We start from the raw sequence: 23368 nt of genomic DNA on the forward strand, positions 1-23368 counted from the left end.
CTGAAAATTCAGCTCGGATCGGCACAACGCCGGCTCGATGTGCCCGACGCACCAAGGCCAGGCGGCGGTTGATCGGACATTTCGACGGCGGGCGGCAACAGGTGCGCGATCGGCACATCGAACGCGCGCGCGAGCTTGTCGACGGTAACGATGGACGCAATCGCGGTGCCGCGCTCGATTTCGCCGACATACGAACGATTCAGCCCCGCGTGCTCGGCGAGTTGCTCCTGCGACCACGCGCGCGATTCGCGCAACGCGCGAATCGCCGCACCAAAGCGTTGAACGAGCGCGGTCATCACAGCACTCCGGCCGACGACAGCGCCGCGCCGTCCGCACCTTGTGCCTGCGGTGACGGCAGCGAGGCATCGGCCGGCCGCGCTGGATCGTTGCGTGTAACGGCCTGCGTGACATGGCTGCCAGGTGCGACGTCCTGCGTGATCCAGACGTTGCCGCCGATCACCGCGCCCTTGCCGATCGTGACGCGGCCGAGAATCGTCGCGCCCGCATAAATGACGACATCGTCCTCGACGATCGGATGGCGCGCGAGCCCTTTCTCGAGATGGCCGGCCGCATCGCGTGGAAAGCGCTTCGCGCCGAGCGTCACCGCTTGATAGACACGCACGCGCTCGCCGATGATCGCGGTTTCGCCGATCACGACACCCGTGCCGTGATCGATGAAGAATCCGGCGCCGATCTGCGCACCCGGATGAATGTCGATGCCGGTCTGCGCATGCGCATGCTCGGCGACGATGCGCGCGAGCAACGGCAGCCCGAGGCGGTACAGGGCATGGGCAAGCCGATGATGGATCATCGCGAGCACGCCGGGATAGCAGAGCAACACCTCGTCCACGCTGCCTGCCGCCGGATCGCCATGAAACGCGGCGAGCACGTCGGAATCGAGCAGCGCGCGAATCTCCGGCAGCCGGGCGGCGAATGCGCGCACCGCGGTTGTGGCATTCGCGTCGAGCGCGGCGTCGGCCGGCGGCGCAGTATCGTGCCGAGCCCTGTAGCGCAGCTCAAGCCGCGCCTGCGCAAGAAGCGCGTGCAGCGCATCGTCGAGCGCGTGGCTGATATAGAAGTTTTCGCTTTCCTGACGAAGTTCGGGCGGCCCCAGCCGCATCGGAAACAGCACGCCTTTCAATGCGTCGACGATATCCGCGAGCGCCTCGCGCGCCGGAAACTCGCGCCCGCCGGGTTCCAGTGAACGCCGCTGCACTTCGCGCCAGCGTTGGCGCACAGTCTGAAGCGATTGAACGATGTCGTCGATATCGAATACCGCCACGGTTGCCGCCCCTCAGTCTATATATGCAGTTCACCTGCATTGCGATTGATTCTCGTCAGTGCCTGCGCACGCACCCGTGCATCAGCTTTGTTGCCACGGCAAACCGTGCAGGCGCCAACCGTTGATTGCACCGCGATGGCCGGCGCCGTCGAGGTCGCCCTCGAAGCCTTCGAGCACATTGAAAACCTGCGAGAAGCCCGCCTTCGCGGCAGCCTCGGCGGCCTGCGCCGAGCGATTGCCGCTGCGGCACAGCAGCAACACGACCGTATCCTTACCGCCTGCTTTCGCCTCGAGTTCGCGCACGAAGCGCGGATTGCGCGTCAGGCTCGTGCCGGTGGCCCAGGGCACGTGCAGGCTGTCCGGCACGTGGCCGACAAACGCGCGCTCTTCGGCCGTGCGCACGTCGACGAGCAATGCGTTGCCGGCCGTGACGAGCGCCCATGCGTCCTGCGGCGATACACCGCCTGCATAAGGCAATCCCGCCTCGCGAGCGGCTTCGCGTGCGGCTTCGAGTATTGGATGAGTGGTGCGTTCGTCGAGTTCGACCGTCATGGCGTCTCCTTCGGAATATCGCGCGTGGCGCGCGAAATATGGGGCAGGCTTGACGACCTGATGCCGTCTATAGCCATCAGGCACCCACTATGAGAGAGACGCCGAAAAAGTCGAACTAATTATTTTTCATTTCAAAAGAACGGACAACGATCAAACGATAGAAATAACGTCGCGAATCGCCCCGCATACACAGCGGCCTAAATAGGCGGCTTGCGGCCGGACAGGCGGAAGAGACGGTCCGGCTGCGCAAAGATCGGTGGCTGCGGCCAAGCGCTCAAACGGCGATCGAAGCCGTGGCGTGCGATCGTCTGCGGGCAACCCCGTCACGATCGCCCGGAAACGCCGGTAGCGCAATTTTCCGATCAACGCTCCGCAGAAACGGCTGCCCATAGCCGAATCCTCCAATCAAGCCCAACGGTGCACCGCATCGCCGCGAATGTTTCGTTATCCGACGCGCTTGGCGCATCATCGGTGCGCACCGGCTCGATCCTCGGCTGCGCATGCAGCGCAAACGCGCTTGCGACGCAGCACGTGCGGCCCGCCACCCGATTTAGCGCCGTCCGCTGTTTTCCCGAATCACCGCGTCGGCCGCCGCGTCCGCCTCGCTCGCGTAACTGTCGTGCACGCGCGTGCCAAGCGCCGGCAGCGGTGCGTCGCTGTCCAGCAAGTGGCCGCCGCGTTCCCGCGTATCGACCGTCACCTGCATCGACAGCCCGACACGCAACGGATGCGCGGCAAGCTGGGCCGGATCGAGCGAGATCACCACCGGCACCCGCTGCACGACCTTGATCCAATTTCCCGCCGCGTTCTGCGACGGCAGCATCGAGAACGCGCTTCCCGTTCCCGCGGAAAAACCTTCCACCCGCCCGCGATACACGATTCGCGAGCCGTACAGATCCGAGACCAGTCGCACCGGCTGCCCCACCCGCATATGCCGAAGCTGCCCTTCCTTGAAGTTCGCGTCGACCCAGACCTTCCGCAACTGCACGACAGACATCAGTGGCACACCGGGCCCCACCTGCTGGCCGATCTGCACCGAACGCTGCCCGACCGTTCCGTCGACGGGCGATATGATCGTCGTGCGCTTCAGGTTGCGAAACGCGAGCTTGAATTGCGCGGCCGCTTGCTGCACGCTCGGCGCCTGGTCGACCGGACGCTCGGGGCCGAACGTGCGCGCCGCATCGAGCTGCGCCTGCGCACCGGCAAGCGCCGCCTGCGCGCCCGCAAGCGCCGATTTCGCCCGCGCCAACTCCTCCGGCGCGACCACTTCGACCGACGCGCCGGCACGCGCCGCGTATGCCTGCTGCGCCAGCTTCAGATCGGCTTCGCGCGCCTTGACCGTCTGCTCGTACATGCCCATCGAAACGCGCGTGTTCGTCACCTGCCGCACCGCTTGCGCGAGTTGCGCGCGCGCCTGCTCGAACGAAGCCGATGCCTCGGTGTCGTCGAGCTTCACGAGCGTCTGACCGGCCTTGACCTGCTGCGTATCGGCCACGAGGATGTCGGTGACCGTGCCCGCCGTCTGCGCGGCGATCTGCACGACGTTGCCGGCGACATATGCATCGTCGGTTTCTTCGTTGAAGCGCGCGCTGAGAAACCAGTGCACGCTCGCGCCGATCGCGATCAGCGCGACGAGGCCAAAAAATATCGCGAAACGGCGCCGGCGCGTTGCGCGCTTTTTCTCGAGCGCTTCAGCTTCGCGCTGGGCGACGATCGGATCTTGGTGAACGTGGTTATCGGCGTGCATTCAGTCGAGTCTTGTATCGTTCGGACGAGCGTGTTGTTGAGACAAGGTGGACGGCGTGTCAGCGCCATCGTGCCGGCTCTTCCCGGCAGGCGGCTGGCGCCGGCCGGGCGTCGGCGGCGCGGCCGCGTCCGGGCCCGCGTCGAAGCCTCCGCCAAGTGCGCCGATCAACCCGACGCGCAACGTGCGCCGCCGCGCGCGCAACTCGACGAGCTGCATGCGCTCGTCGATCAGCGAAAGCCGCGCGAGATTCACGTCGCGCATCATCATCAGGCCGCGCCGGTGCCGCTGCGCGGCAATCGAGGCGATCTTCGCAGCCGCGTCGACCGACTGCGCCTGATGCGCGAGAAGCGCATCGACCGAGCGAAGCGACGTCATCTGCTGCGCGACCTGACCGAGCGCATCGTCGACCGTCTTGTTGTACAGCGCGATCGCGACATCCGCGCGGCCGGCGTCCTCGCCGAGCTTCGCCTTGAGCCTCGCGCGATCGAAGATCGGCAGCGAGATCGCCGGGCCGATCGAACCCGCGAGCGCCTTCCTCGAAAACAGCCCGGCCGGCGTCAGCGCGAACAGCCCGCCGAATGCGGCGAGATTCACATCCGGGTAGAACTGCGCGCGTGTCGAATCAAGATTCGCATAAGCGGCTTCGACGCGCAACCGCGCCGCGACGATGTCGGGCCGGCGGCCCATCAGGTCCAGCGACAGTCGCGGCGGCAGCGGTGCATCGGCCAGCGGCGCGAGATGCGGCCGCTTCAGCGACAGCCCGGCCTCGGGCCCGCGCCCCGACAGCGCGCCGAGCTGCAGTTCGGTCAATTGCAAGCGCTCGTCGTTGAGCTGTACCTGCGCGCGCAGCCGGTTGCGCTTGAGCGTTGCGTCGTTTGCGTCGTATGCGTTATCGATGCCGCGCGCCGCACGTTCGCGCAGCACTGCGTCGACTTGCTCGCTCGCGGCAAGCTTCTCATTGAGTAAATCGCGCGTCGCATACGCCTGGTCGAGCTGGCAATACAGCGTGACGAGCGCAACCGTCAGCGAGAGCCGCGCCTGCTGCGCATCGATGCGCGCCGCGTCGCGCATCGACACCAGCCCGCGCGTCGCGGCCGCGTTGCTGCCCCATAAGTCGAGCTGGTAATGAAGCGCGACGAACAGCGACGACGGCGACACCACCGGATCGCCGAACAACTGCACCGGCACTTGATAGCCTTGAACCGATACGTTGGCGACGTCGTCGGATTGCGGCATGCGCGCCTTGCTGACGGACAGCGCGCTGGTGCCCGTCAATCCCGTCAACGACGAGAATTGCTGCAACTGTGCCTGCGCAATGTCGATTCGCGCGCGCGCCGCCTGTAGATCGGGGTTGTCGCGCAGCGCGTCGGCCACGAGCGCGTCAAGCTGCGGATCGCCGAGCCGCGCGACCCAGTCGGGCGCAGGCCACTCGCCGTCGGGCGAGCCGGGCGCGGTATGCGCGAGCGCGTCGCTCGCGCTCGCGCGCGGCGTGAGCGACGTGTGAAAACCCGACGGCACGCAGCCGGCGAGTACGAACGAGAGCGCGACCACCCCGGCCCAAGCGCGCAAAACCATATTCGACCGCCTCCTCGTCAACCTTGTCATCCGTGACGCGCTGCTCTGCGCCGCGCGACACTCGCCGTCCACTGCGGCCGCACGTCCTCAAGCGCGCCGAGCCGCCCCAGCAATCCGTCAGCGACGCCCAGCAGAATACCCTTCAGCTTCGTCCGCTTATCGTGCTCGTACAACATGATCTGCACGATTTGCCAGACGGTCAGCAAATTCGGCACGATCGCCACGGGAAAACGCATGCCATATTGAATGCCGAGCCGCACCGCATTGCGCGCGCTGTAATAGCGGCGATACCACGGATGGTTCATCGACGTGAATTCGAACGGCCCGATCCGGTGCCGCTGCCGCACGCCGATCCGGTGCGACAGCACGAGCGACGGCACCACGTAAAGCGGTACATTGCTCGCGAGCGCGCGAAAGCAGTATTCGGTATCGACGTGATCGATGACGAGCGACTCGTCGAAGCGCCCGAGCAACTGGAACGCTTCTCGAGACACCACGCTTCCCGACGAGATCAGAAACGCACAGCGCTGCATCTCGCCGCCCGGCTCCAACCGCACGCGGCGCACCGTCACGCCGTTCGTCATCAGTTCGGGCAGGAAGCATTGCCCGTTCTCGTCGAAAATACGCGGACCGACGATGAATGGTCGCGGCGCGAGCCCCGAGCCGATCTCGCGCATCATCGGGAAATATCGATCCGGCAACGTCGAATCCTGATCGAACAACGCAACCGCATCGACGTCCGGAAACAACGCCTCAAGCCCCACGTTGAACCCGCCGGCGATGCCGCCACGATTGCCGTGATGCAATAGCGTGATACCGTCTCGCTCAGCCAGTGCGCGCGCCTCCCGATCGGGCTGCGGAGTATTGTCGACGACGACGAGCGCGTCGCACTCGCGCCGAATCGTCGCGATACGCGCCAGATGATCGGCAGTCGGATGATAAAGAATGACCAGCGCCCCGAGTTTCATCGCGGCTCCCCGTCAATGCCCGAACGCGGCAGCGGCGCCGCGTTTCGGGCGCGTCAGCCACATCATCGCGGCAAGCACCAAGCACGTGACGCATGCGATGAAGAACATGTCGCCCGTGGCCATCATATAGGCCTGCTGCATCACGACTTGATGCAGCACGCTCAACTCCCGCGCACCGTCGAATCCCATCGCATGGAGCGTCCCGACAAAACGCTGCGTGTTGCCCGATGCCTGGTTGACCGCCTGCGACACGATATCGTAATGATAGGTCGCACGGTTGTCCCAGAGCGTCACGCTCATCGCCGTGCCGAATGCCGCCGACAGCGTCCGAAGGAAGTTCGACAGGCTTGAAGCCGCCGCAAGTTTGTCGTCGGGAATTCGAGACAACGTCGCCGCCGTCAGCGGAATGAAGAAGCACGGCAGGCCAATCCCCTGGATCAGGCCCGGCGTGATGATCTGCGTGAATGTCATTGTCAGCGTGAAATGCGCATCCCACCACAGCACGCCCGCGAACACGAGAAAGCCGAACGTCACGAGCACGCGTGCGTCGAAGCGGTTCGCATAGATGCCGACGAGAATCGAAAACACGAGCGCAAGGACGCCGAGGGGCGCGGTCGCCAGCCCCGCATGGAATGCCGTATAGCCCATCACGGCCTGAAGCCACAGCGGAAATACCACGCCGACGACGGAAAAACTCATCATCCCAAGCGAAATGATCAGTACGCAGAACGAAAACGTGCGATCTCGAAACAGGCTCAGATCGACGACGGGATGCGCCTCGCCCGCCTCCCAGATCAGTAACGACCCAAGCGACAGCACCGCGACGATCGCGAGCGTCGTGATCAGCGTGGAATCGAACCAGCCTCGGTCATGACCGAGATCGAGCACGGCCTGCAGCGAACCGACGCCGACCATTAGCAGCACAATACCGACGACATCGACCCCACCTGCTGCCTTGTCGCCCGGCTCCTGGTTCAGCAACGTCGTGCAGACGGCAAATGAGAACACGCCGATCGGCAGATTGATCAGGAAGATCCAGGGCCACGAAAAGTTATCGATGATCCAGCCGCCCACCACCGGCCCGAAGATCGGCGCGAGCAGCACGGTCATCGCCCATAGCGCAAGCGCGAGCGTGCGCCGCTCGGGCGGGAAGCTGCGCAACAGAATGGTCTGCGACAGCGGCACCATCGGCCCGGAGAACAATCCTTGCAGCGCGCGGCAGACGACCAGCATCCGTATGTCGGTTGCGAACGCGCAAAGCAGCGATGTCAACGTGAACAGGATCACCGCCGCAACGAACAAGCGCGCCTCGCCGACGCGCCGCGCGAACCAGCCTGTCAGCGGCACTGCGATTGCCGCGGCGACGGAATATGAGCTGATCACCCACGTACCCTGGCTGTTCGACACACCGAGACTGCCCGAAATCGCAGGCACCGCGACGTTCGTGACGGTCGAATCGAGCACTTCGATGAAGGTCGCGAGCGACAGCGCGAACGTCAGCAGCGCGAGCCGCAAACCACGGTTCGCCGAAGGCGCCGCAGCCTCGGCCGGCAACACCGGAGCGGTACTCATACGCCTCGCGCCATCGGTGCGCCGGCAACCGCGGGCGCGGGCGCGAGCCGCGCACCCACGCCGCCGGCGGCAGGTACGAAACGCTCGATGAACCGCGCCGCTTCGACACAACCGTCCGGCGCGGCCAGAATCCGCTCGCGGGCCTGCGCGCAGCGCTTCGCAATCGACGCGTTCCCAAGCACCCGCGCCAATGCATCGGCAAGCGCCACGCCGCGCACCGGCGCGTCGACGCGCAACCCGCAGCCGCTGTCGGCAACGCGCTGCGCATTGTCGAATTGATCGTGCGCGAACGGCGTAACGACCTGCGCAATACCCGCTTCATATGCAAGCGATGCAGTGCCGATACCGCCGTGATGAACGAGCGCGCGACAGCGCGGCAGCAACCTGCGCAGCGGCACGTAGCGGCGCACGAGCAGGCCAGCCGATACCGCGTCGCGCGCAACGCGCTCCACATCGGGCGTCAGCAGCAACCCTCGCACGCCCGTCGCGTGCACTGCTTCGGCAACCGCACGCGCATACTCGAGCGCATCGACAAGCGTCGAGCCCGCGGTGAACACGACGGGTGGCTCGCCTGCCGCGACGAATTCGTCGAGTTCCGGATCGGCGTTGCGCTCGCCTGCATCGTTGAAGAGCGGGAAACCGCTTTGCAGGTGATTGGCGGGCCAATCCGGCTGGGGAGCCGCGAACCAGTCCGGAAACAAGCACAGCACGCCGTCCGTCGAATGCAGCCAGCGGCCGAGAATACGCTTGGCCGGCGCAAGGCCGAGCGACGCGCGCAACGCATTGAGCTGCGGACCGCACACCTTATCGAGCACCTGCCGCTCGATCAGCGTCATCAGCCCCGCTTTCAGGACGAGCGGCATGCGGCGCGGGATCGTCAGGCGCTTGTGCGTCGGCGGCGCGTGCGCGGACAACAGCGTCGACGGCGAGATCTGCACCGACACATACGGCGTACCGTACCGCTCTTGCATCATCCGGGCGGAAAACGCCCAAAGCGTGCCGATCAGCACCGTGTCGCGATCGGTAAATGCACGCAACGTATCGAAGTGCGGCTGCATGCTCGGCGCGATCACGCGCCACAGCGTCTTGAACGACGTGCGCGGATTCCAAAGCGCCGGGTCCGCCATCGCGCGTGCGTATTCGTCGGCAGTGCCGACCGGCGCGAATTCGAAGCCGCAATGCCGCGCGTCGGTTTCGAACTGCGGATGCGTGCAGAACACGACGTGATGGCCGCGCGCGCCGAGCGCGCGACCGATCCCGAGCATCGGATGGATGTCTCCGGCCGAGCCGATAGCGGTAATCACCATCTTCGCCATGACGAACGTCCGGCGAGAGATCAGTAAAGGCCGGGGATCAGCGCCGCCACTTCACGGCGATACTGTGCATAGGCGTTGCCGAAGTACCCGGACAGCCAGCTTTCCTCGACGCGCACCTTGTAGGCGAGCGACGCGAAGATCAGCACGATGCCGAGCACGCCGCGCCACACGCCGCCGATCATCACGTCACCGACGAGCGCCAGCAGGCAGCCGGTATAGATCGGATGCCGAACGAGTGCGTAAGGGCCGCTACGGATCAGTTCATGTCCTTCCTTCAGCGTAACCGACACGCTCCAGTTGGTGCCCAGATGCACGCGCGCCCAAACCGAGAACAGCAAACCGGCGATTGAAACCGCCAGGCCCGCATACTGGAGCGGGCCGATATGCGACCAGTCAGGAACGAGCGCGCTCGCGGACAGATCAGGCAGCACGATCAACGCGCCCCCGACGATCAGTGGATACGACTGAAGCTTGCGCGCGATCGACGTCTCCGTGCGCGCCGTCTTCTTGACGGCCTTCGACGTTGCGATCCAGTAGGCGAGCCATAGGAGCCACGGCACGATGATGGCGAGGGTTTGAACGATGTTCACGGTTGTCAGCCTTTATCGACGAAGGAGAGGGAAACGTCTGCCCGACGAATCACGACATCGCGGGCAGTTCGCCATGGACGAGATTCGCCTGCCGGCTGAACGGTTCGGTCGCGTCGTCAGCCCCGCGTTCCGCGCAGAAGAAACCGAGCATTGCGTTGCGCATCTGCTCCTGCTGCTGCCGCCCCTCGAGATCCAGGAAATGGCCTGCCTGCCGGATCGTCTGAAAATCCGCCCTGCGAATGTACTCGCCCAGCCGCCGCACGTCCGCCGCCGTCGTGTATTCGTCCAGCTCGCCGTTGATGAATCGCACGTGACAGTTGATATTGCGAAATGACGGCAAATACTGCTCCGGCTGCATCGACAGAATCTGGTCCACGTGGAACGCAACCTGATTCTGCTCGCTCTTCGGCAGCTTCGTCAGATAGCGGTAGTTATAGAGCTTCATGATCCGCGGCAAATTGCATCCGACTGTATCGTTCAGCAATTGCGCGGCCTTCAGGTTCTCGCCCGCAGCGATATGATCACGCGCCCGGGTCACGTAGTCGACCATCGCGTCGTTCAGGAACGGCGAGAACGACGCGATCACCGCCCGCCGCACGCTCGCGCAGCCGCGCGCCAACGCGAACAGCGACGCGACGCCGCCCCATGACACCGACAGCAGATAGCTCGGCGCGAACCGGTCGACGAGATACAGCAGAATATCGACCTCGTCGTCCTTCGTCAGGATGAATTCGTTCGGATTGTGCTGCCGCGACTGGCCCGCGTAAGGCAAATCGAAACACACCGCATTCAGGCGCTCACCCAGATAACGGATCGTCTGGCCAAACGACGCGGTCGTCGCCAGCGCTCCGTTGACGAGAATGACCGTTTCAAAAGATGGGTCGAACACGTGACGTTCGACATGGACCTTCAATCCGCTCGGCAGCGCTACGACCTGTTTTTCGATAGCCATCGAGTTTCTCCCGCATCTGCTCGACAATTGAACTGTTAGTGCGCCCCCTCTCCAGGGCGCTTTCATGTAACCCCACGCCATCCGCACGCGACCTTGGTCACGCCCAATGCCGTATGGGTTACCCGTCCGATGGAACTGAACACGCCTGCTTACCCCCCTGCCTACCACCATCGCAGACCATGCTTCCCGCCGAGCCCAGTCCTGCCTTCATCATCGGCTCGCGGTCTCCAGTCCCTTTGTCTCGCATGACGCCCCTTCTGATTTCGGCCAATCGCACCCCGATTCCAACGTACTCGCCGGCAATCACGCAGCCGCTGGCGTTTTTTATGAGTGTGATATTAATACGCCAAATATTGCCGCCTCAACTACTTTTGCTAACTTTCTTCAAAAATTCACCGAATGTGTTCCAGCCAACATTGAACAGCGCCCTCTAATTCCTCTTCAAACTTAACTCATTCATCACCACGAAATATTGGCTGTGCTATAGCGAACCGTCATGCAGCCTGGCTCCCGAACGCACCCGCCACACCCTACGCCCGCGGCTCTCTCCACGAGGCCCCATAAAAATCAAGCACATAGGACTTAAAAAATACCCAACTCCACCTTACATATTTTTGCCAGCCATCCCGGACTCACTTTATTTCAGACGCTACCCGGCCAAGTGCAAACTTACGTCCAATCCGACATCTCAATATCCGACCACCAATCCATTACCACTCATCGGCCGATCAATAAGTCGTATCTAAATTACCGTTTAGACAATAAGTAATGGTGAGCACCCGATTAAAACGTTTTAAACATTCTCAGCATTCCTTCCTTTTCCTTTCGTTTGCACCACCACGCGCTCACGCCGCACCGCCGCCGCCCATCCGCGCCGCACAACAGCCACCCACCCCGCCCTCAGCCGCATGCCGGAGACGTGATCATCCCCTTTTTATTTTTTTATTGATTGATCGTTCAATAAAAAAAGGATATCCTCACGATCTCCTTCCAACCCGGTGCACTGAGACACACGATGCCGAAACTTGGAATGCGCGAGATTCGTCGCGCGCAATTGATCGATGCGACGCTGCGCTCGATCGACGAGGTCGGCCTGCCCGGCACGACGCTCGCGTCAGTCGCACAGCGCGCGAACATCTCGACCGGCATCGTCAGCCACTACTTCGGCGACAAGGACGGGCTGCTCGAAGCAACGATGCGCCGGGTGCTGGACGATCTGCGCGCGGCTGCCGCCCGTCACCGCGCCGCCGCGCCAAGCACGCCACGCGAACGCCTGCGAGCGATCGCCGCAGCGAATTTCGACGACACGCAGATCAACGCGCCGGCGATGAAGACCTGGCTCGCATTCTGGTCGCAAAGCATGCACGAGCCGGCGCTGAAGCGCCTGCAACGCGTCAACACGAGGCGGCTCTATTCGAATCTGTGCGCAGCGTTCGCGCTGGCGCTGCCGCGCCTGCGCGCCCGCGAAGCGGCCAGCGGCCTGGCGGCGTTGATCGATGGCCTGTGGCTGCGCGGCGCGCTCGCGGGCGGACCATTCGACACCCAGGCGGCGCTCGCGCTCGCCAACGATTACATCGACCTGCTGCTCGCGTCGGCCCCCTGACGCGACGCGCATTCGCTCTATCCCGTACAAGGAGATCCACATGTCCGTATTCGGTCTGCAACGCCTTTACATCGCCGGCGCCTATGCCGATGCCACTAGCGGCAAGACGTTCGACACGCTCGATCCCGCGACGGGCGCACTGCTCGCGACGGTTCAACAAGCGAGCGCCGACGACATCGACCGCGCGGTCGCCTCCGCACACGAAGGCCAGCGCGAATGGGCGGCGATGAGCGCGATGCAGCGCTCACGGATCCTGCGCCGCGCGGTCGAGCTGCTGCGCGAGCGCAACGATGTGCTTGCCGAGCTGGAAATGCGCGATACCGGCAAGCCGATCGCGGAAACGCGCGCGGTCGACATCGTCACCGGCGCGGATGTGATCGAGTATTACGCAGGCCTTGCGACCGCGATCGAAGGGCTGCAAGTGCCCTTGCGCCCCGACTCGTTCGTCTATACGCGCCGCGAGCCGCTCGGCGTGTGCTGCGGCATCGGCGCATGGAATTATCCGATCCAGATCGCGTGCTGGAAAAGCGCTCCCGCGCTCGCGGCCGGCAACGCGATGATCTTCAAGCCGAGCGAAGTCACGCCGCTGTCCGCGCTCAAGCTTGCCGAGATCTATACCGAGGCAGGCGTGCCCGCCGGCGTGTTCAACGTCGTGCAAGGCGACGGCACGGTTGGCGCGCTGCTCACGGCGCATCCGGGAATCGCGAAGGTGTCGTTTACGGGCGGTGTCGAAACCGGCAAGAAAGTCATGTCGATCGCAGGCGCGTCGTCGCTCAAGGAAGTGACGATGGAACTCGGCGGTAAGTCACCGCTCATCGTATTCGACGACGCCGACCTCGACCGCGCAGCCGACATCGCCGTCACCGCGAACTTCTTCAGCGCAGGCCAGGTATGCACGAACGGCACGCGCGTCTTCGTCCAACGCTCAGTGAAGGATGCCTTCGTCGCGCGCGTGCTCGAGCGCGTCGCGCGGATCCGCATCGGCAAACCTTCGGACCCCGATACGAATTTCGGCCCGCTCGCCAGCGCCGCGCAACTCGACAAGGTGCTCGGCTACATCGAAAGCGGCAAGGCCGAAGGCGCGAAGCTGCTCGCGGGCGGTGAGCGCCTCGTGCACGATCATTTCGCGAACGGCCAGTACGTCGCGCCAACCGTGTTCGACGGCTGCCGCGACGATATGAAGATCGTCCGCGAGGAAATCTTCGGCCCGGTGATGAGCATCCTCGTATTCGATACGGAGGACGAAGCGATCGCACGCGCGAACGCGACCGACTACGGGCTCGCCGCCGGCGTCGTCACCGAGAACCTGTCGCGCGCGCATCGTGCGATCCATCGCCTCGAAGCCGGCATCTGCTGGATCAACACGTGGGGAGAATCGCCCGCCGAAATGCCGGTTGGCGGTTACAAGCAATCCGGCGTCGGGCGAGAAAACGGCATCACGACGCTCGAGCACTACACTCGGATCAAATCGGTGCAGGTCGAACTCGGCCGCTATCAGCCGGTGTTCTAAGCATCCTATTTGGGAGAACTGCTGCGATGACGACTCGCGAATTCGATTACATCATTTGCGGCGCGGGTTCGGCGGGCAACGTGCTCGCCACGCGCCTGACCGAAGATCCGGAAGTCCGTGTGCTGCTGCTCGAAGCGGGTGGCCCGGACTACCGTTTCGATTTCCGCACGCAAATGCCCGCGGCCCTCGCTTATCCGCTGCAGGGCCGCCGTTACAACTGGGCATACGAAACGGACCCCGAACCGCACATGAACAACCGCCGGATGGAGTGCGGGCGCGGCAAGGGACTCGGCGGCTCGTCCCTGATCAACGGGATGTGCTACATCCGCGGCAATGCACTCGACTATGACAACTGGGCGCAGCAGCACAAGGGCCTCGCCAACTGGACATATCTCGACTGCCTGCCGTATTTCAAGAAAGCGGAAAGCCGCGACGCGGGCCCGAACGACTATCACGGCGGCAACGGCCCTGTTTCGGTAACGACGAGCAAACCCGGCGTGAATCCGCTGTTCGAGGCCATGGTCGAGGCCGGCGTGCAAGCCGGCTATCCGCGCACCGACGATCTCAACGGCTACCAGCAAGAAGGTTTCGGGCCGATGGACCGCACGGTCACGCCCCGCGGCCGACGCGCGTCGACCGCGCGCGGCTATCTCGATCAAGCCCGCGCGCGCCCGAACCTAGAAATCGTCACGCATGCGATGGCCGATCGCATTCTGTTTTCCGGCAAGCGCGCAACGGGCGTCACGTTCGTGCGGGGCAGCGAGCGCGTCACCGCGCACGCCCGCCGCGAAGTGCTCGTGTGCAGCGGCGCGATCGCGTCGCCGCAGTTGCTGCAACGCTCAGGCGTCGGACCCGGCGAATGGCTGCGCGAACTGGACATCCCGGTCGTACTCGATCTGCCCGGCGTCGGACGCAATCTGCAGGACCACCTGGAGATGTACATCCAATACGAGTGCAAGGAACCCGTATCGCTGTATCCCGCACTCAAATGGTATAACCAGCCGAAGATCGGGCTCGAATGGATGCTGGCCGGCACGGGCCTTGGCGCGAGCAACCATTTCGAGGCGGGCGGCTTCATCCGCACCCGCGACGACGACCTCTGGCCGAATGTTCAGTACCACTTCCTACCCGTCGCAATCAACTACAACGGCTCGAATGCAATCGAGATGCATGGCTTCCAGGCCCATGTCGGCTCGATGCGCTCACCAAGCCGCGGCCGCGTGAAGCTGCGCTCGCGCGACCCGCACGACCATCCGAGCATTCTGTTCAACTACATGTCCGAAGCACTCGACTGGCGCGAGTTCCGCGACGCGATCCGCGCGACGCGCGAGATCATGCGGCAACCCGCACTCGATCGCTATCGCGGCCGTGAGTTGAACCCCGGCGCGGATCTGAAGACCGACGCCGAACTCGATGCATTCGTGCGGGCTCGCGCGGAAACCGCGTTTCATCCGTCATGCTCATGCAAGATGGGTTTCGACGACATGGCAGTCGTCGACGATGAAGGCCGGGTGCATGGCATCGACGGACTGCGAGTCGTCGACGCGTCGATCATGCCGATCATCACGACCGGCAATCTGAACGCGCCGACGATCATGATTGCCGAAAAAATCGCCGACAGAATCCGCAAGCGTCCGCCGCTCGCTCGGGCAAACGTTGCATACTACGTCGCGAACGGCGCGCCCGCGCGGCAGTGCGGCACCTCGGCGCCCACACCGGCCATCACGTAACGCGCCGCGCGAAGCGCACCGACGAGCGGCCGGGCAGCAGGTGATTCCCGCAGACAATTGAGCAAATCAGGCCGCACACCGACGGCGGGCTCGTTGTGCCAACTAGGGCAATCGGCCCGGCCGGCGCAATCGCACAGCAGGCAGACTGTAATCGGCCCGGCAAACGGGGGCGTCCGGCCAGTGCTGCACAAAAGCGCCGGCCGCCCATGCACGGCGCAGGCCGCGCCCGCTCAGTGCCGGCCATCGGCGCAGCCGAAAACAGTCCGTCTGCGCCGATCCGTCAAATCGCCGGCCGCATTCTGACCGCACCGAACCGCGCCAGCCAGCGTGCCGCCTCCCCGATCTCCCTCCTGCTGACATCTGCTTCCGCCTGCTATAAAACCATCGCCGAAAGCCTGCGTCGGTGCGTTGTGCAAATTTTCCGGGCGGTTGCTAAGATAGCGATCCCGTCGTTGCGGCAAGTGTTCCGATATGTCCGCGTCGCGCCGTCCCGCATCCGGCCTGTCTGCCCGCGCGCTTCGCAACAAGAGCCCTTGCCCGCTCGACTCAACGTCCGCCAAGCATGCAGCCGATCCTGTCCGTTTCCAATCTGTCGAAAACTTACAAATCCGGCGTGCGTTCGCTGAAAAACATCAATCTCGATATCCTGAGCGGCGAAATCTTCGCGCTGCTCGGGCCGAACGGCGCCGGCAAGACCACGCTGATCAGCACGATTTGCGGCATCGTCACGCCGACCGAAGGCCGTGTGACAGTCGGCGGGCACGACATCCGCGACGATTTCCGCGCGGCCCGCGCGCTGATTGGGCTCGTGCCGCAGGAGTTGACGATCGACGCGTTCGAAACGGTATGGAACACGGTGTCTTTCAGCCGCGGCCTGTTCGGCAAAGCACCGGCCGCGGACTATATCGAGAAGGTGCTGAAGGATTTGTCGCTCTGGGACAAGCGTGACAGCAAGCTGATCACGCTGTCCGGCGGCATGAAGCGGCGTGTGCTGATTGCCAAGGCGCTCGCGCACGAGCCGCGCGTGCTGTTTCTCGACGAGCCGACTGCGGGCGTCGATGTCGAGCTGCGCCGCGACATGTGGCGGCTCGTCGAAGAATTGCGCGCCGACGGCGTGACGATCGTGCTGACTACGCACTATATCGAGGAGGCCGAACAAATGGCCGACCGCATCGGCATCATCAACGGCGGCGAAATCATGCTCGTCGATAAGAAAGCCGATCTGATGCGCAAGCTCGGCAAGAAACAGCTCACGCTACAACTCGAGCAGCCGCTCGCGGGCGTGCCGCCCGAGCTTGCCGCGTACCGGCTGGAGCTGTCGCGCGACGGCGGCGAACTCGTCTATACCTACGACACGCGCAGCGAGCGCACCAGTATCGTCGAGTTGATGAACGCGCTCGGCGCGGCAGGCATTCGCTTCAGAGATCTGCGCACGACACAAAGCTCGCTCGAGGAAATCTTCGTGCGCCTGGTCGGCAACCAGCGCAACGGAGAAGGCAATGGCAACGAAAATGCAAACGGCCACGCGGCCGTTACCCGATAAGCGTAACGACGAATGATCAATTTCCACGCGATCCGCGCGATTTACCGCGCCGAAATGGCCCGCACCCGGCGCACGATGATGCAAAGCGTCATCGCGCCCGTGATCTCGACATCGCTGTACTTCGTCGTGTTCGGCTCCGCGATCGGTTCGCGGATCAGCGACGTAAACGGCATCGGCTACGGTTCGTTCATCGTGCCGGGCCTCGTGATGCTGTCACTGCTGTCGCAGAGCATCTCGAACGCGTCGTTCGGCATCTACTTCCCGCGCTTCACCGGCACAATTTACGAACTGCTGTCGGCACCGATCTCGCCGCTCGAAATCGTCGTCGCCTACGTTGGCGCGGCAGCGACGAAATCGATCATACTTGGACTCATCATCCTCGCGACAGCCGCGCTCTTCGTACCGCTCCATATCCTGCACCCAGTCTGGATGCTCGTCTTTCTGCTTCTGACGGCTTTCACCTTCAGCCTGTTCGGCTTCGTGATCGGAATCTGGGCCGATAACTTCGAGAAGCTGCAACTCGTGCCGCTACTCATCATCACCCCCCTCACGTTCCTTGGCGGCAGCTTTTATTCGGTCGACATGCTGCCGCCATTCTGGCGAGTCGTCACACTGTTCAATCCGATCGTCTATTTGATCAGCGGCTTTCGCTGGGCATTCTACGGGCTCGCCGACGTGCACATCGGCGCAAGCCTCGGCATGACCGCGCTTTTCCTCGTCGTGCTGCTCGCCGTCGTCGCGTGGATCTTCCGGACCGGCTACCGCTTGAAGAGTTGAATCGACGAACGGCGCGCGTTGTGCATGGCGCGGGCGTTCCAGCCCAATGCCGCTTTCCTTCTATGGCGGCGAATAATGGCCGAGTCTACTGAGCGAACCGTGCCTCGCTTCGAGGCCGCCTTGCCGGAGGATGCCATGACCGCCGCCTTCCGCTCGCCCGCCCCGCGCGCGAGCGCCGCCGAGCGTCTCGAACGTCTGCCGTTTTCCGGCTACCACCGGCTGATTTTCTCGATCATCGCAATCGCCTTCTTCTTCGATTCGGTCGATCTCGGCACGATGACATTCGTACTCGGCTCGATCAAAAAGGAATTCGGCCTGTCGAGCGCGACGGCCGGTGCCGTGGCGAGCGCCAGTTTCTTCGGAATGGTGGCCGGCGCCGCCGCCGCGGGCCTGCTTGCCGATCGCTTCGGCCGGCGGCCGGTGTTTCAGTGGAGCATGGTGCTATGGGGCGCGGCATCCTATCTGTGTTCGACCGCGCAAAGCGTTGAAACGCTGATCGTCTATCGGGTATTGCTCGGCATCGGCATGGGGATGGAGTTTCCTGTTGCGCAAACCCTGTTGTCCGAATTCGTTCCGGCGGCAAAACGCGGCCGGCTGATTGCGCTGATGGACGGTTTCTGGCCGCTCGGCTTCATCACCGCCGGCATCGTCAGCTATTACGTGTTACCGACGTTCGGCTGGCGCACCGTGTTTGCGTTGCTCGCGCTGCCCGCCGTGTTCGTGCTCGTCATCCGCCGGGTCGTGCCGGAATCACCTCGCTGGCTCGAGCACCAGGGGCGTCTCGCCGATGCCGAGCGTGTGCTCGCAGATATCGAAACAAAGGTAAGGCGATCCGCCCGCATCACGAGCCTGCCCGCGCCCGCACGATTGAACGCCGATCCCGGTGCGCCCGTCACCCGCCGAGGCGGCGCGCTGCTCGAGCTCTGGAGCGCCGCCTATCGCCGTCGCACGGCAATGGTCTGGCTGCTGTGGTTCTTCGCACTGCTTGGTTTTTATGGTCTCACGTCGTGGTTGGGCGCGTTGTTACAACAAGCGGGCTTCGCCGTCACGCAGTCGGTGTTCTATACGGTGCTCATTTCGCTCGGCGGCATCCCTGGTTTTCTGTGCGCCGCATGGCTCGTCGAACGCTGGGGCCGCAAGCCTACCTGCATCGCATCACTCGTCGGCGGCGGTGCAATGGCTTATGCATACGGACAAAGTGCGATCGCCGGCAGCAGCATCGCGCTGCTGATCGGCACCGGTCTCGCGATGCAGTTCTTCCTGTTCGGCATGTGGGCCGTACTCTATACGTATACGCCGGAGTTGTACGGTACCGGCGTGCGTGCAACAGGCTCGGGCTTCGCCTCGGCAATCGGGCGCGTCGGCTCGCTGATCGGGCCATACGTTGTCGGCATCGTGCTGCCCGTGTTCGGGCAACGCGGCGTATTCACGCTTGGTGCGCTGTCGTTCGCCGCGGCGGCGCTCGCAGTCGGCTTGCTTGGCATCGAAACAAAAGGCATCGCGCTGGAAATACTTTCATCGGCAAACCATACCGACGATGGCGCTCGCGATCCAATCCGCGCCGCCGCGAATTGAGCCCGCGCGGCATTCCACGGCCCGGTCTGCGATAATCGCGCTTCACACATTTTGCCGCGCACGAAGCGCCATATCGACGCCATGCATCAACCGCCTCCGCTCATTCCCTCTGCCCTTTTGCCGCCGATTCCATGCGTACAGGACGACGATCGCCCGTGGCTGCCAATGGATGCAAAGCTGCCTGGTCTCGAAATCAAGTATCTGCACATCAATGTCGCAAGCGACGAACTGACTGTACTCCTAAAGATGCCGGTAGGTCTCGCGTTGCCGCGCCATCGGCACGATGGTCCGGTATTTGTCTATACGCTGCAAGGCGAATGGCGTTATCGCGAATACGACTGGGTCGCCCGGCCAGGCAGCACCGTGCTCGAGCCAACTGGTTCGCACCACACGCCTGAGGCACTTGCGTCCGATACCGGCGCGGTCGTCACGTTCAATGTGATGCGTGGGGATCTCGTGCTGCTCGACGACGCCGGCAACGAAACGGCCCGCGAAAATTGCCGGGTCGCGCTGTTACGCGAACGAAAATTCGCCCGCAGCGAGAGCGCGGCGGGCGTTACGCCGCCGTTTGTCACCCGCTGACATTAGCAAGCTCGACTGTGCCTGACTTTATAGAAACCGCGGGATTTCCGCTCCAATTGCCGACAGTCGCGCGACAAGGCTTCAATGACGCAAAGCACTCAATGTGTTCAAGTTTGCTGCGCGCGAAGCGTTTCGAAGTAATGTGACGTGTACCGATTTTGCCGAGCAGTGATTTCGAGCCTGCCGCAAAACAGCCAGCCGTAGTAGCTCACCGATGACCAAGTTCCGTTCGTCCCAAAGAAGGCGGGATCGGACATCGTCGTCAAGAACTTTGGTGTCGTGCGTTTCCTGCAGGTTTTTCGCTCGACCAGGTCACATAGCGCAGTTTCTTTAAAGCGTAATTTCAGGAATACTGAAAATATCGAGCGCGGATGATCTCGAGGGACTAATTTTCACCGAACAAGCAGCCACTTCACAAGGCGGCATGAGCCACTCGTCACATCCATCAATCTTACGATCATTCAGCGAATTGCACCGTCACATGCCGTCGAATTAAATCCCAAGGAAGTGCGCGATCACGGCAGCGCACCTCACAATGTGTCGAAAAGCAAGCGCGCCAGTCATCATCGAGAAATGCAAGTAGTTCAACCAGCGCCAAACGCGGGTAATCCCCTATCGAACTTATCCTGCGCCTGAAGCCTTCATAGATTTGTCAAAAAATAAATCAATAGAACTTCCCATTTCGCAACCTGTTAATTTTGACAGCAACTCTTTCCGGAAAATAACAAAATCAATATCTGATTCCCAGCACCCACTTCAATATCTGCCATCGCCCTCTCAAAGCCGTCTTTTTCGAACGACCGTTCTCCTAATTTTCTATACATTACTTAGCCCCTTCGATTTGGCCTTCCAAATCACGGATTGACACTGCTTTATTTTTTCTATGGAATAACCATAGAACTAAATGTGATAAGCGCAGCGATCAAGGCAAACCACTCGCTGCACCGAGGGTATCTCCGCATATCCATTTTCTTGTCGGATGCTCAGGCATAGGGCTGCCCGACAGATATGTCGGAACACGCCTGGACGCGTCGTTCCCAACATCAATCTGTTAGTTATGCCAATTAATAAGCGGAGTAATGACATGAAGGCTTCAGAATCGATTCTCGATGCGATCGGCCATACCCCACTCGTCAAGATCAATCGGTTACTCGGCGAAGGGCATGTTGCAAACCTCTACGCCAAACTCGAGTTCATGAACCCCGGGGGCAGCATCAAGGATCGCCTGGTCAAGCATCTGGTTAAGCGCATGCAGGAAAGCGGCGAACTCACGCAGGATTCGGTGTTGGTGGAGAATTCGTCCGGCAATACCGGCGCGGCACTCAGCATGGTGGCGGCAGCACATGGCCTGCGTTGCATCGTCACCATTCCTGACAAGATGAGCCGCGAAAAAATCTCTCGAATGCGGGCCTATGGCACGCAAGTCGTCGTGGCGCCCACCGCAGTCGACGCCGCCGATCCTCGCAGCTACTACAGCGTCGCCCGGCAAATCGCCTCGACGACGCCGCACGCGATCTACCCCGATCAATACAACAACCCGCTGAATGCCGAAGCGCACTATATGAGCACCGGCCCCGAAATATGGGAGCAAACCGAAGGGGAAATCGATGTTCTGGTTTCCGGCATTGGAACCGGCGGCACGATCAGCGGCATTGGGCGCTATCTGAAAGAGCGCAATCCCAATGTGCAGATCATCGGCGTCGATCCGATCGGCAGCGTGTTCTACGAATACTTCCATCACCGGCGTCTGAGCACGCCACATACCTACCAGGTCGAGGGCATCGGCGAGGATTATCTGGTCAAGGCCGTCGATTTCAGCGTGATCGACGACATCGTCCAGGTCGACGATCGCGAATCATTCGTGATGGCGCGCCGCCTCGTGCGCGAAGAAGGGATTCTGTGCGGAGGATCGAGCGGCAGCGCGATGTCGGTCGCCACGCGCATCAGCGCCCGCTATCCGGGCAAGAACATCGTGGTAATCCTTCCCGATTCGGGCAACATGTATCTGAGTAAATTCCTCGACGACGACTGGATGCGCGCCAACGGCTACGCTGTCGATACCGACCATCGCACGCGTGCGACAGACGAGGTGGCCGCATGAGCACCGCTTCGAGCATTACACGCATGGTGCTGCCGGAACACACGTATCACTTCAAGTCCGATATCGATTTGATGGACGAATCGCTGCGCGAAGGCGCCGAGCGCGCAACCGTGCCACCGACGCTCGAAGCGAAATGCGATCTTGCGGAAGCCATTGCCGCGTGCGGCGTGCGCACGATCGTGGTGGGCATGTTTCCGGACGTCCCGCACAACATCGCATTCCTCGCCGAATTGCTGCGCCGGCAGCAGGCAGGCCGGATTGCCGCGCATGTGCGCTTCATGGTGATCTCGCATGTCGGCATCACGATGGAGCAATCGTTCGCGGCACTCGACGGGATCGCGCGCGAACATGGCCTGCCGCTGGATTCGGTGTGGCTGATCGCGATTCATTCGGTCTCCGATCAACAAGTCCAACATCTGTTCCCGGTGATTCTGCGCAAGGATTGCGCGATCGATTTCGATCAGGCCGATTGGGACGCCCGCACCACGGCCGAGCGGCGCGATTTCAATCTACAGTGGCTCGACGCGTTTCTGCCGACGCTCAAACGCTTTCGAGGCGGTGGCGTGATGATCGGTCTGCTCGATGCATTTCGCGCAGACCACGGCCATCTCGTCAATGCAGTCGATCTCGTCGCCCGGCATGGCTTTGAACAGGTGCGGCTCGTCGATACCGCCGGCACTTGCCTGCCGCATCAACTCGAGCAGACCGTCGGCACGCTCGTCACGCGCCATCCGGCACTGCGCTTCTACGGCCATTTCCATGACGATTTCGGCATGGCAACGAGCAATGCGATCGTGGGCCTGTCGCTCGGCTTGCAGGGCGTCGACGTGTCGGTTGGCGGCTTCGCGAATCGCGCCGGCCATCCGGCGCTTGCCGAAGTGGCAATGGCATTGCGCAAGCTGTACGGCATCGAACTCGCGGGCTTCGACTACCGTAGCCTGTTCGCTTTGAGCCGGCTCAGCGAACGATTGTACGGATTGCTTGAGAATCCCGCGCAAGCCATCACCGGCGTGATCACGCACAGCATCCAGAGCGGCATACGCACCGAGCTGCTCGCCAAAGCACCGACGATTTTCGACATCCTCGATCCGCACGAGATCGGCTCAAGTCTCGTCAAGATGTTCGGCGTGCGCAGTGGACGGGATGGTTTGCTGCGCTTTTTGCGGGAAACCCGCTTGCTCGAGCCTCACGGACTCGAACCGACCGCCGAGCTTGCGGATCGGCTGTATCCGCTGCTCGAAGCCGAGTGGAAACGGCGCAGCGCATCGGCGCACGACGATCTGCGCCGCTGCATCGCCGATTATCACCGCGCCCTCAATCAGTCGCTCTTCACCGAGGACGAAGTCGCCGAGTGGCTGAATACGCAATTGCTTCAACACAACTAACGAAATCG

Annotated in this window: 19 protein-coding genes; 9 read left to right on the forward strand and 10 right to left on the reverse strand. The window is 62.6% G+C overall.

Annotated elements, in window-relative coordinates; all coding sequences use genetic code 11:
* Positions 1-8: 8 nt before the first annotated feature.
* The 10 genes from AQ611_RS21475 to AQ611_RS21525 all read right to left on the reverse strand — a co-directional run bounded on the left by AQ611_RS21475 (position 9) and on the right by AQ611_RS21525 (position 10554).
* Positions 9-296: a helix-turn-helix domain-containing protein gene (locus AQ611_RS21475; RefSeq protein WP_059520274.1), complete on the reverse strand. Its 288-nt coding sequence runs from the start codon at positions 294-296 to the stop codon at positions 9-11.
* Positions 296-1282 (reverse strand): serine O-acetyltransferase EpsC, encoded by a 987-nt coding sequence (epsC, locus tag AQ611_RS21480; protein WP_069235989.1) that lies wholly within the window; start codon positions 1280-1282, stop codon positions 296-298. Before epsC ends, AQ611_RS21475 begins: the two co-directional genes overlap by 1 nt.
* A gap of 81 nt (positions 1283-1363) precedes the next feature.
* The gene (locus AQ611_RS21485) at positions 1364-1834 is read right to left on the reverse strand and encodes a rhodanese-like domain-containing protein (RefSeq protein ID WP_069235990.1); all 471 of its coding nucleotides are present in this window, start codon (positions 1832-1834) and stop codon (positions 1364-1366) included.
* Positions 1835-2384: 550 nt separating this feature from the next.
* Complete coding sequence (locus AQ611_RS21495; protein ID WP_083237501.1) at positions 2385-3581, reverse strand: HlyD/EmrA/EmrK family protein; 1197 nt, start codon at positions 3579-3581, stop codon at positions 2385-2387.
* Complete coding sequence (locus AQ611_RS21500) at positions 3582-5156, reverse strand: efflux transporter outer membrane subunit (protein ID WP_231936037.1); 1575 nt, start codon at positions 5154-5156, stop codon at positions 3582-3584.
* Positions 5157-5182: 26 nt separating this feature from the next.
* Positions 5183-6124, reverse strand: a complete 942-nt coding sequence (locus AQ611_RS21505) for a glycosyltransferase family 2 protein (RefSeq protein ID WP_069235993.1) — start codon at positions 6122-6124, stop codon at positions 5183-5185.
* 12 nt (positions 6125-6136) lie between these two features.
* Entirely contained in the window at positions 6137-7696 is a 1560-nt protein-coding gene (locus AQ611_RS21510) for a DHA2 family efflux MFS transporter permease subunit (RefSeq protein WP_069235994.1), read from the reverse strand.
* Positions 7693-9012 (reverse strand): glycosyltransferase, encoded by a 1320-nt coding sequence (locus AQ611_RS21515; RefSeq protein WP_069235995.1) that lies wholly within the window; start codon positions 9010-9012, stop codon positions 7693-7695. The genes AQ611_RS21510 and AQ611_RS21515 overlap by 4 nt, the downstream gene beginning before the upstream one ends.
* Before the next feature lie 20 nt (positions 9013-9032).
* Positions 9033-9602, reverse strand: coding sequence for a methyltransferase family protein (locus tag AQ611_RS21520; protein ID WP_069235996.1), 570 nt, complete (start codon positions 9600-9602; stop codon positions 9033-9035).
* Between the two features lie 49 nt (positions 9603-9651).
* Entirely contained in the window at positions 9652-10554 is a 903-nt protein-coding gene (locus tag AQ611_RS21525; RefSeq protein WP_059520266.1) for an alpha/beta fold hydrolase, read from the reverse strand.
* Positions 10555-11569: 1015 nt separating this feature from the next.
* Between AQ611_RS21525 and betI the strand changes: the two genes are divergently transcribed.
* From betI to AQ611_RS21570, 9 genes are all read left to right on the forward strand, one after another.
* Positions 11570-12157, forward strand: a complete 588-nt coding sequence (gene betI, locus AQ611_RS21530; RefSeq protein WP_069235997.1) for a transcriptional regulator BetI — start codon at positions 11570-11572, stop codon at positions 12155-12157.
* A gap of 40 nt (positions 12158-12197) precedes the next feature.
* Entirely contained in the window at positions 12198-13667 is a 1470-nt protein-coding gene (betB, locus tag AQ611_RS21535; protein ID WP_069235998.1) for a betaine-aldehyde dehydrogenase, read from the forward strand.
* 26 nt (positions 13668-13693) lie between these two features.
* Entirely contained in the window at positions 13694-15397 is a 1704-nt protein-coding gene (gene betA, locus AQ611_RS21540) for a choline dehydrogenase (RefSeq protein WP_069235999.1), read from the forward strand.
* A gap of 562 nt (positions 15398-15959) precedes the next feature.
* Positions 15960-16940, forward strand: coding sequence for an ABC transporter ATP-binding protein (locus tag AQ611_RS21545; RefSeq protein ID WP_069236000.1), 981 nt, complete (start codon positions 15960-15962; stop codon positions 16938-16940).
* A gap of 12 nt (positions 16941-16952) precedes the next feature.
* A complete protein-coding gene (locus AQ611_RS21550; protein ID WP_059520261.1) occupies positions 16953-17717 on the forward strand; it encodes an ABC transporter permease in 765 nt (254 codons plus the stop codon).
* A gap of 135 nt (positions 17718-17852) precedes the next feature.
* Entirely contained in the window at positions 17853-19292 is a 1440-nt protein-coding gene (locus AQ611_RS21555; protein WP_069236001.1) for an MFS transporter, read from the forward strand.
* Positions 19293-19373: 81 nt separating this feature from the next.
* A complete protein-coding gene (locus tag AQ611_RS21560; protein WP_069236450.1) occupies positions 19374-19874 on the forward strand; it encodes a 2,4'-dihydroxyacetophenone dioxygenase family protein in 501 nt (166 codons plus the stop codon).
* 1084 nt (positions 19875-20958) lie between these two features.
* Positions 20959-21975, forward strand: coding sequence for a PLP-dependent cysteine synthase family protein (locus AQ611_RS21565; RefSeq protein ID WP_069236002.1), 1017 nt, complete (start codon positions 20959-20961; stop codon positions 21973-21975).
* A complete protein-coding gene (locus AQ611_RS21570; RefSeq protein ID WP_069236003.1) occupies positions 21972-23360 on the forward strand; it encodes a homocitrate synthase in 1389 nt (462 codons plus the stop codon). Before AQ611_RS21565 ends, AQ611_RS21570 begins: the two co-directional genes overlap by 4 nt.
* Positions 23361-23368 lie beyond the last annotated feature (8 nt).

The organism is Burkholderia singularis, from assembly GCF_001718875.1.
Lineage (GTDB): Bacteria > Pseudomonadota > Gammaproteobacteria > Burkholderiales > Burkholderiaceae > Burkholderia > Burkholderia singularis.

What these genes read in the sequence shown, in the direction of transcription:
- AQ611_RS21515 (WP_069235995.1), bottom strand. Translation starts at nt 9,012, where the DNA reads ATGGCGAAGATGGTGATTACCGCTATCGGCTCGGCCGGAGACATCCAT.
- AQ611_RS21500 (WP_231936037.1), bottom strand. Translation starts at nt 5,156, where the DNA reads ATGGTTTTGCGCGCTTGGGCCGGGGTGGTCGCGCTCTCGTTCGTACTC.
- AQ611_RS21570 (WP_069236003.1), top strand. Translation starts at nt 21,972, where the DNA reads ATGAGCACCGCTTCGAGCATTACACGCATGGTGCTGCCGGAACACACG.
- AQ611_RS21565 (WP_069236002.1), top strand. Translation starts at nt 20,959, where the DNA reads ATGAAGGCTTCAGAATCGATTCTCGATGCGATCGGCCATACCCCACTC.
- AQ611_RS21485 (WP_069235990.1), bottom strand. Translation starts at nt 1,834, where the DNA reads ATGACGGTCGAACTCGACGAACGCACCACTCATCCAATACTCGAAGCC.
- AQ611_RS21510 (WP_069235994.1), bottom strand. Translation starts at nt 7,696, where the DNA reads ATGAGTACCGCTCCGGTGTTGCCGGCCGAGGCTGCGGCGCCTTCGGCG.
- AQ611_RS21525 (WP_059520266.1), bottom strand. Translation starts at nt 10,554, where the DNA reads ATGGCTATCGAAAAACAGGTCGTAGCGCTGCCGAGCGGATTGAAGGTC.
- AQ611_RS21560 (WP_069236450.1), top strand. Translation starts at nt 19,374, where the DNA reads ATGCATCAACCGCCTCCGCTCATTCCCTCTGCCCTTTTGCCGCCGATT.
- AQ611_RS21505 (WP_069235993.1), bottom strand. Translation starts at nt 6,124, where the DNA reads ATGAAACTCGGGGCGCTGGTCATTCTTTATCATCCGACTGCCGATCAT.
- AQ611_RS21550 (WP_059520261.1), top strand. Translation starts at nt 16,953, where the DNA reads ATGATCAATTTCCACGCGATCCGCGCGATTTACCGCGCCGAAATGGCC.
- AQ611_RS21495 (WP_083237501.1), bottom strand. Translation starts at nt 3,581, where the DNA reads ATGCACGCCGATAACCACGTTCACCAAGATCCGATCGTCGCCCAGCGC.
- AQ611_RS21555 (WP_069236001.1), top strand. Translation starts at nt 17,853, where the DNA reads ATGACCGCCGCCTTCCGCTCGCCCGCCCCGCGCGCGAGCGCCGCCGAG.
- betA (WP_069235999.1), top strand. Translation starts at nt 13,694, where the DNA reads ATGACGACTCGCGAATTCGATTACATCATTTGCGGCGCGGGTTCGGCG.
- betB (WP_069235998.1), top strand. Translation starts at nt 12,198, where the DNA reads ATGTCCGTATTCGGTCTGCAACGCCTTTACATCGCCGGCGCCTATGCC.
- AQ611_RS21475 (WP_059520274.1), bottom strand. Translation starts at nt 296, where the DNA reads ATGACCGCGCTCGTTCAACGCTTTGGTGCGGCGATTCGCGCGTTGCGC.
- AQ611_RS21545 (WP_069236000.1), top strand. Translation starts at nt 15,960, where the DNA reads ATGCAGCCGATCCTGTCCGTTTCCAATCTGTCGAAAACTTACAAATCC.
- betI (WP_069235997.1), top strand. Translation starts at nt 11,570, where the DNA reads ATGCCGAAACTTGGAATGCGCGAGATTCGTCGCGCGCAATTGATCGAT.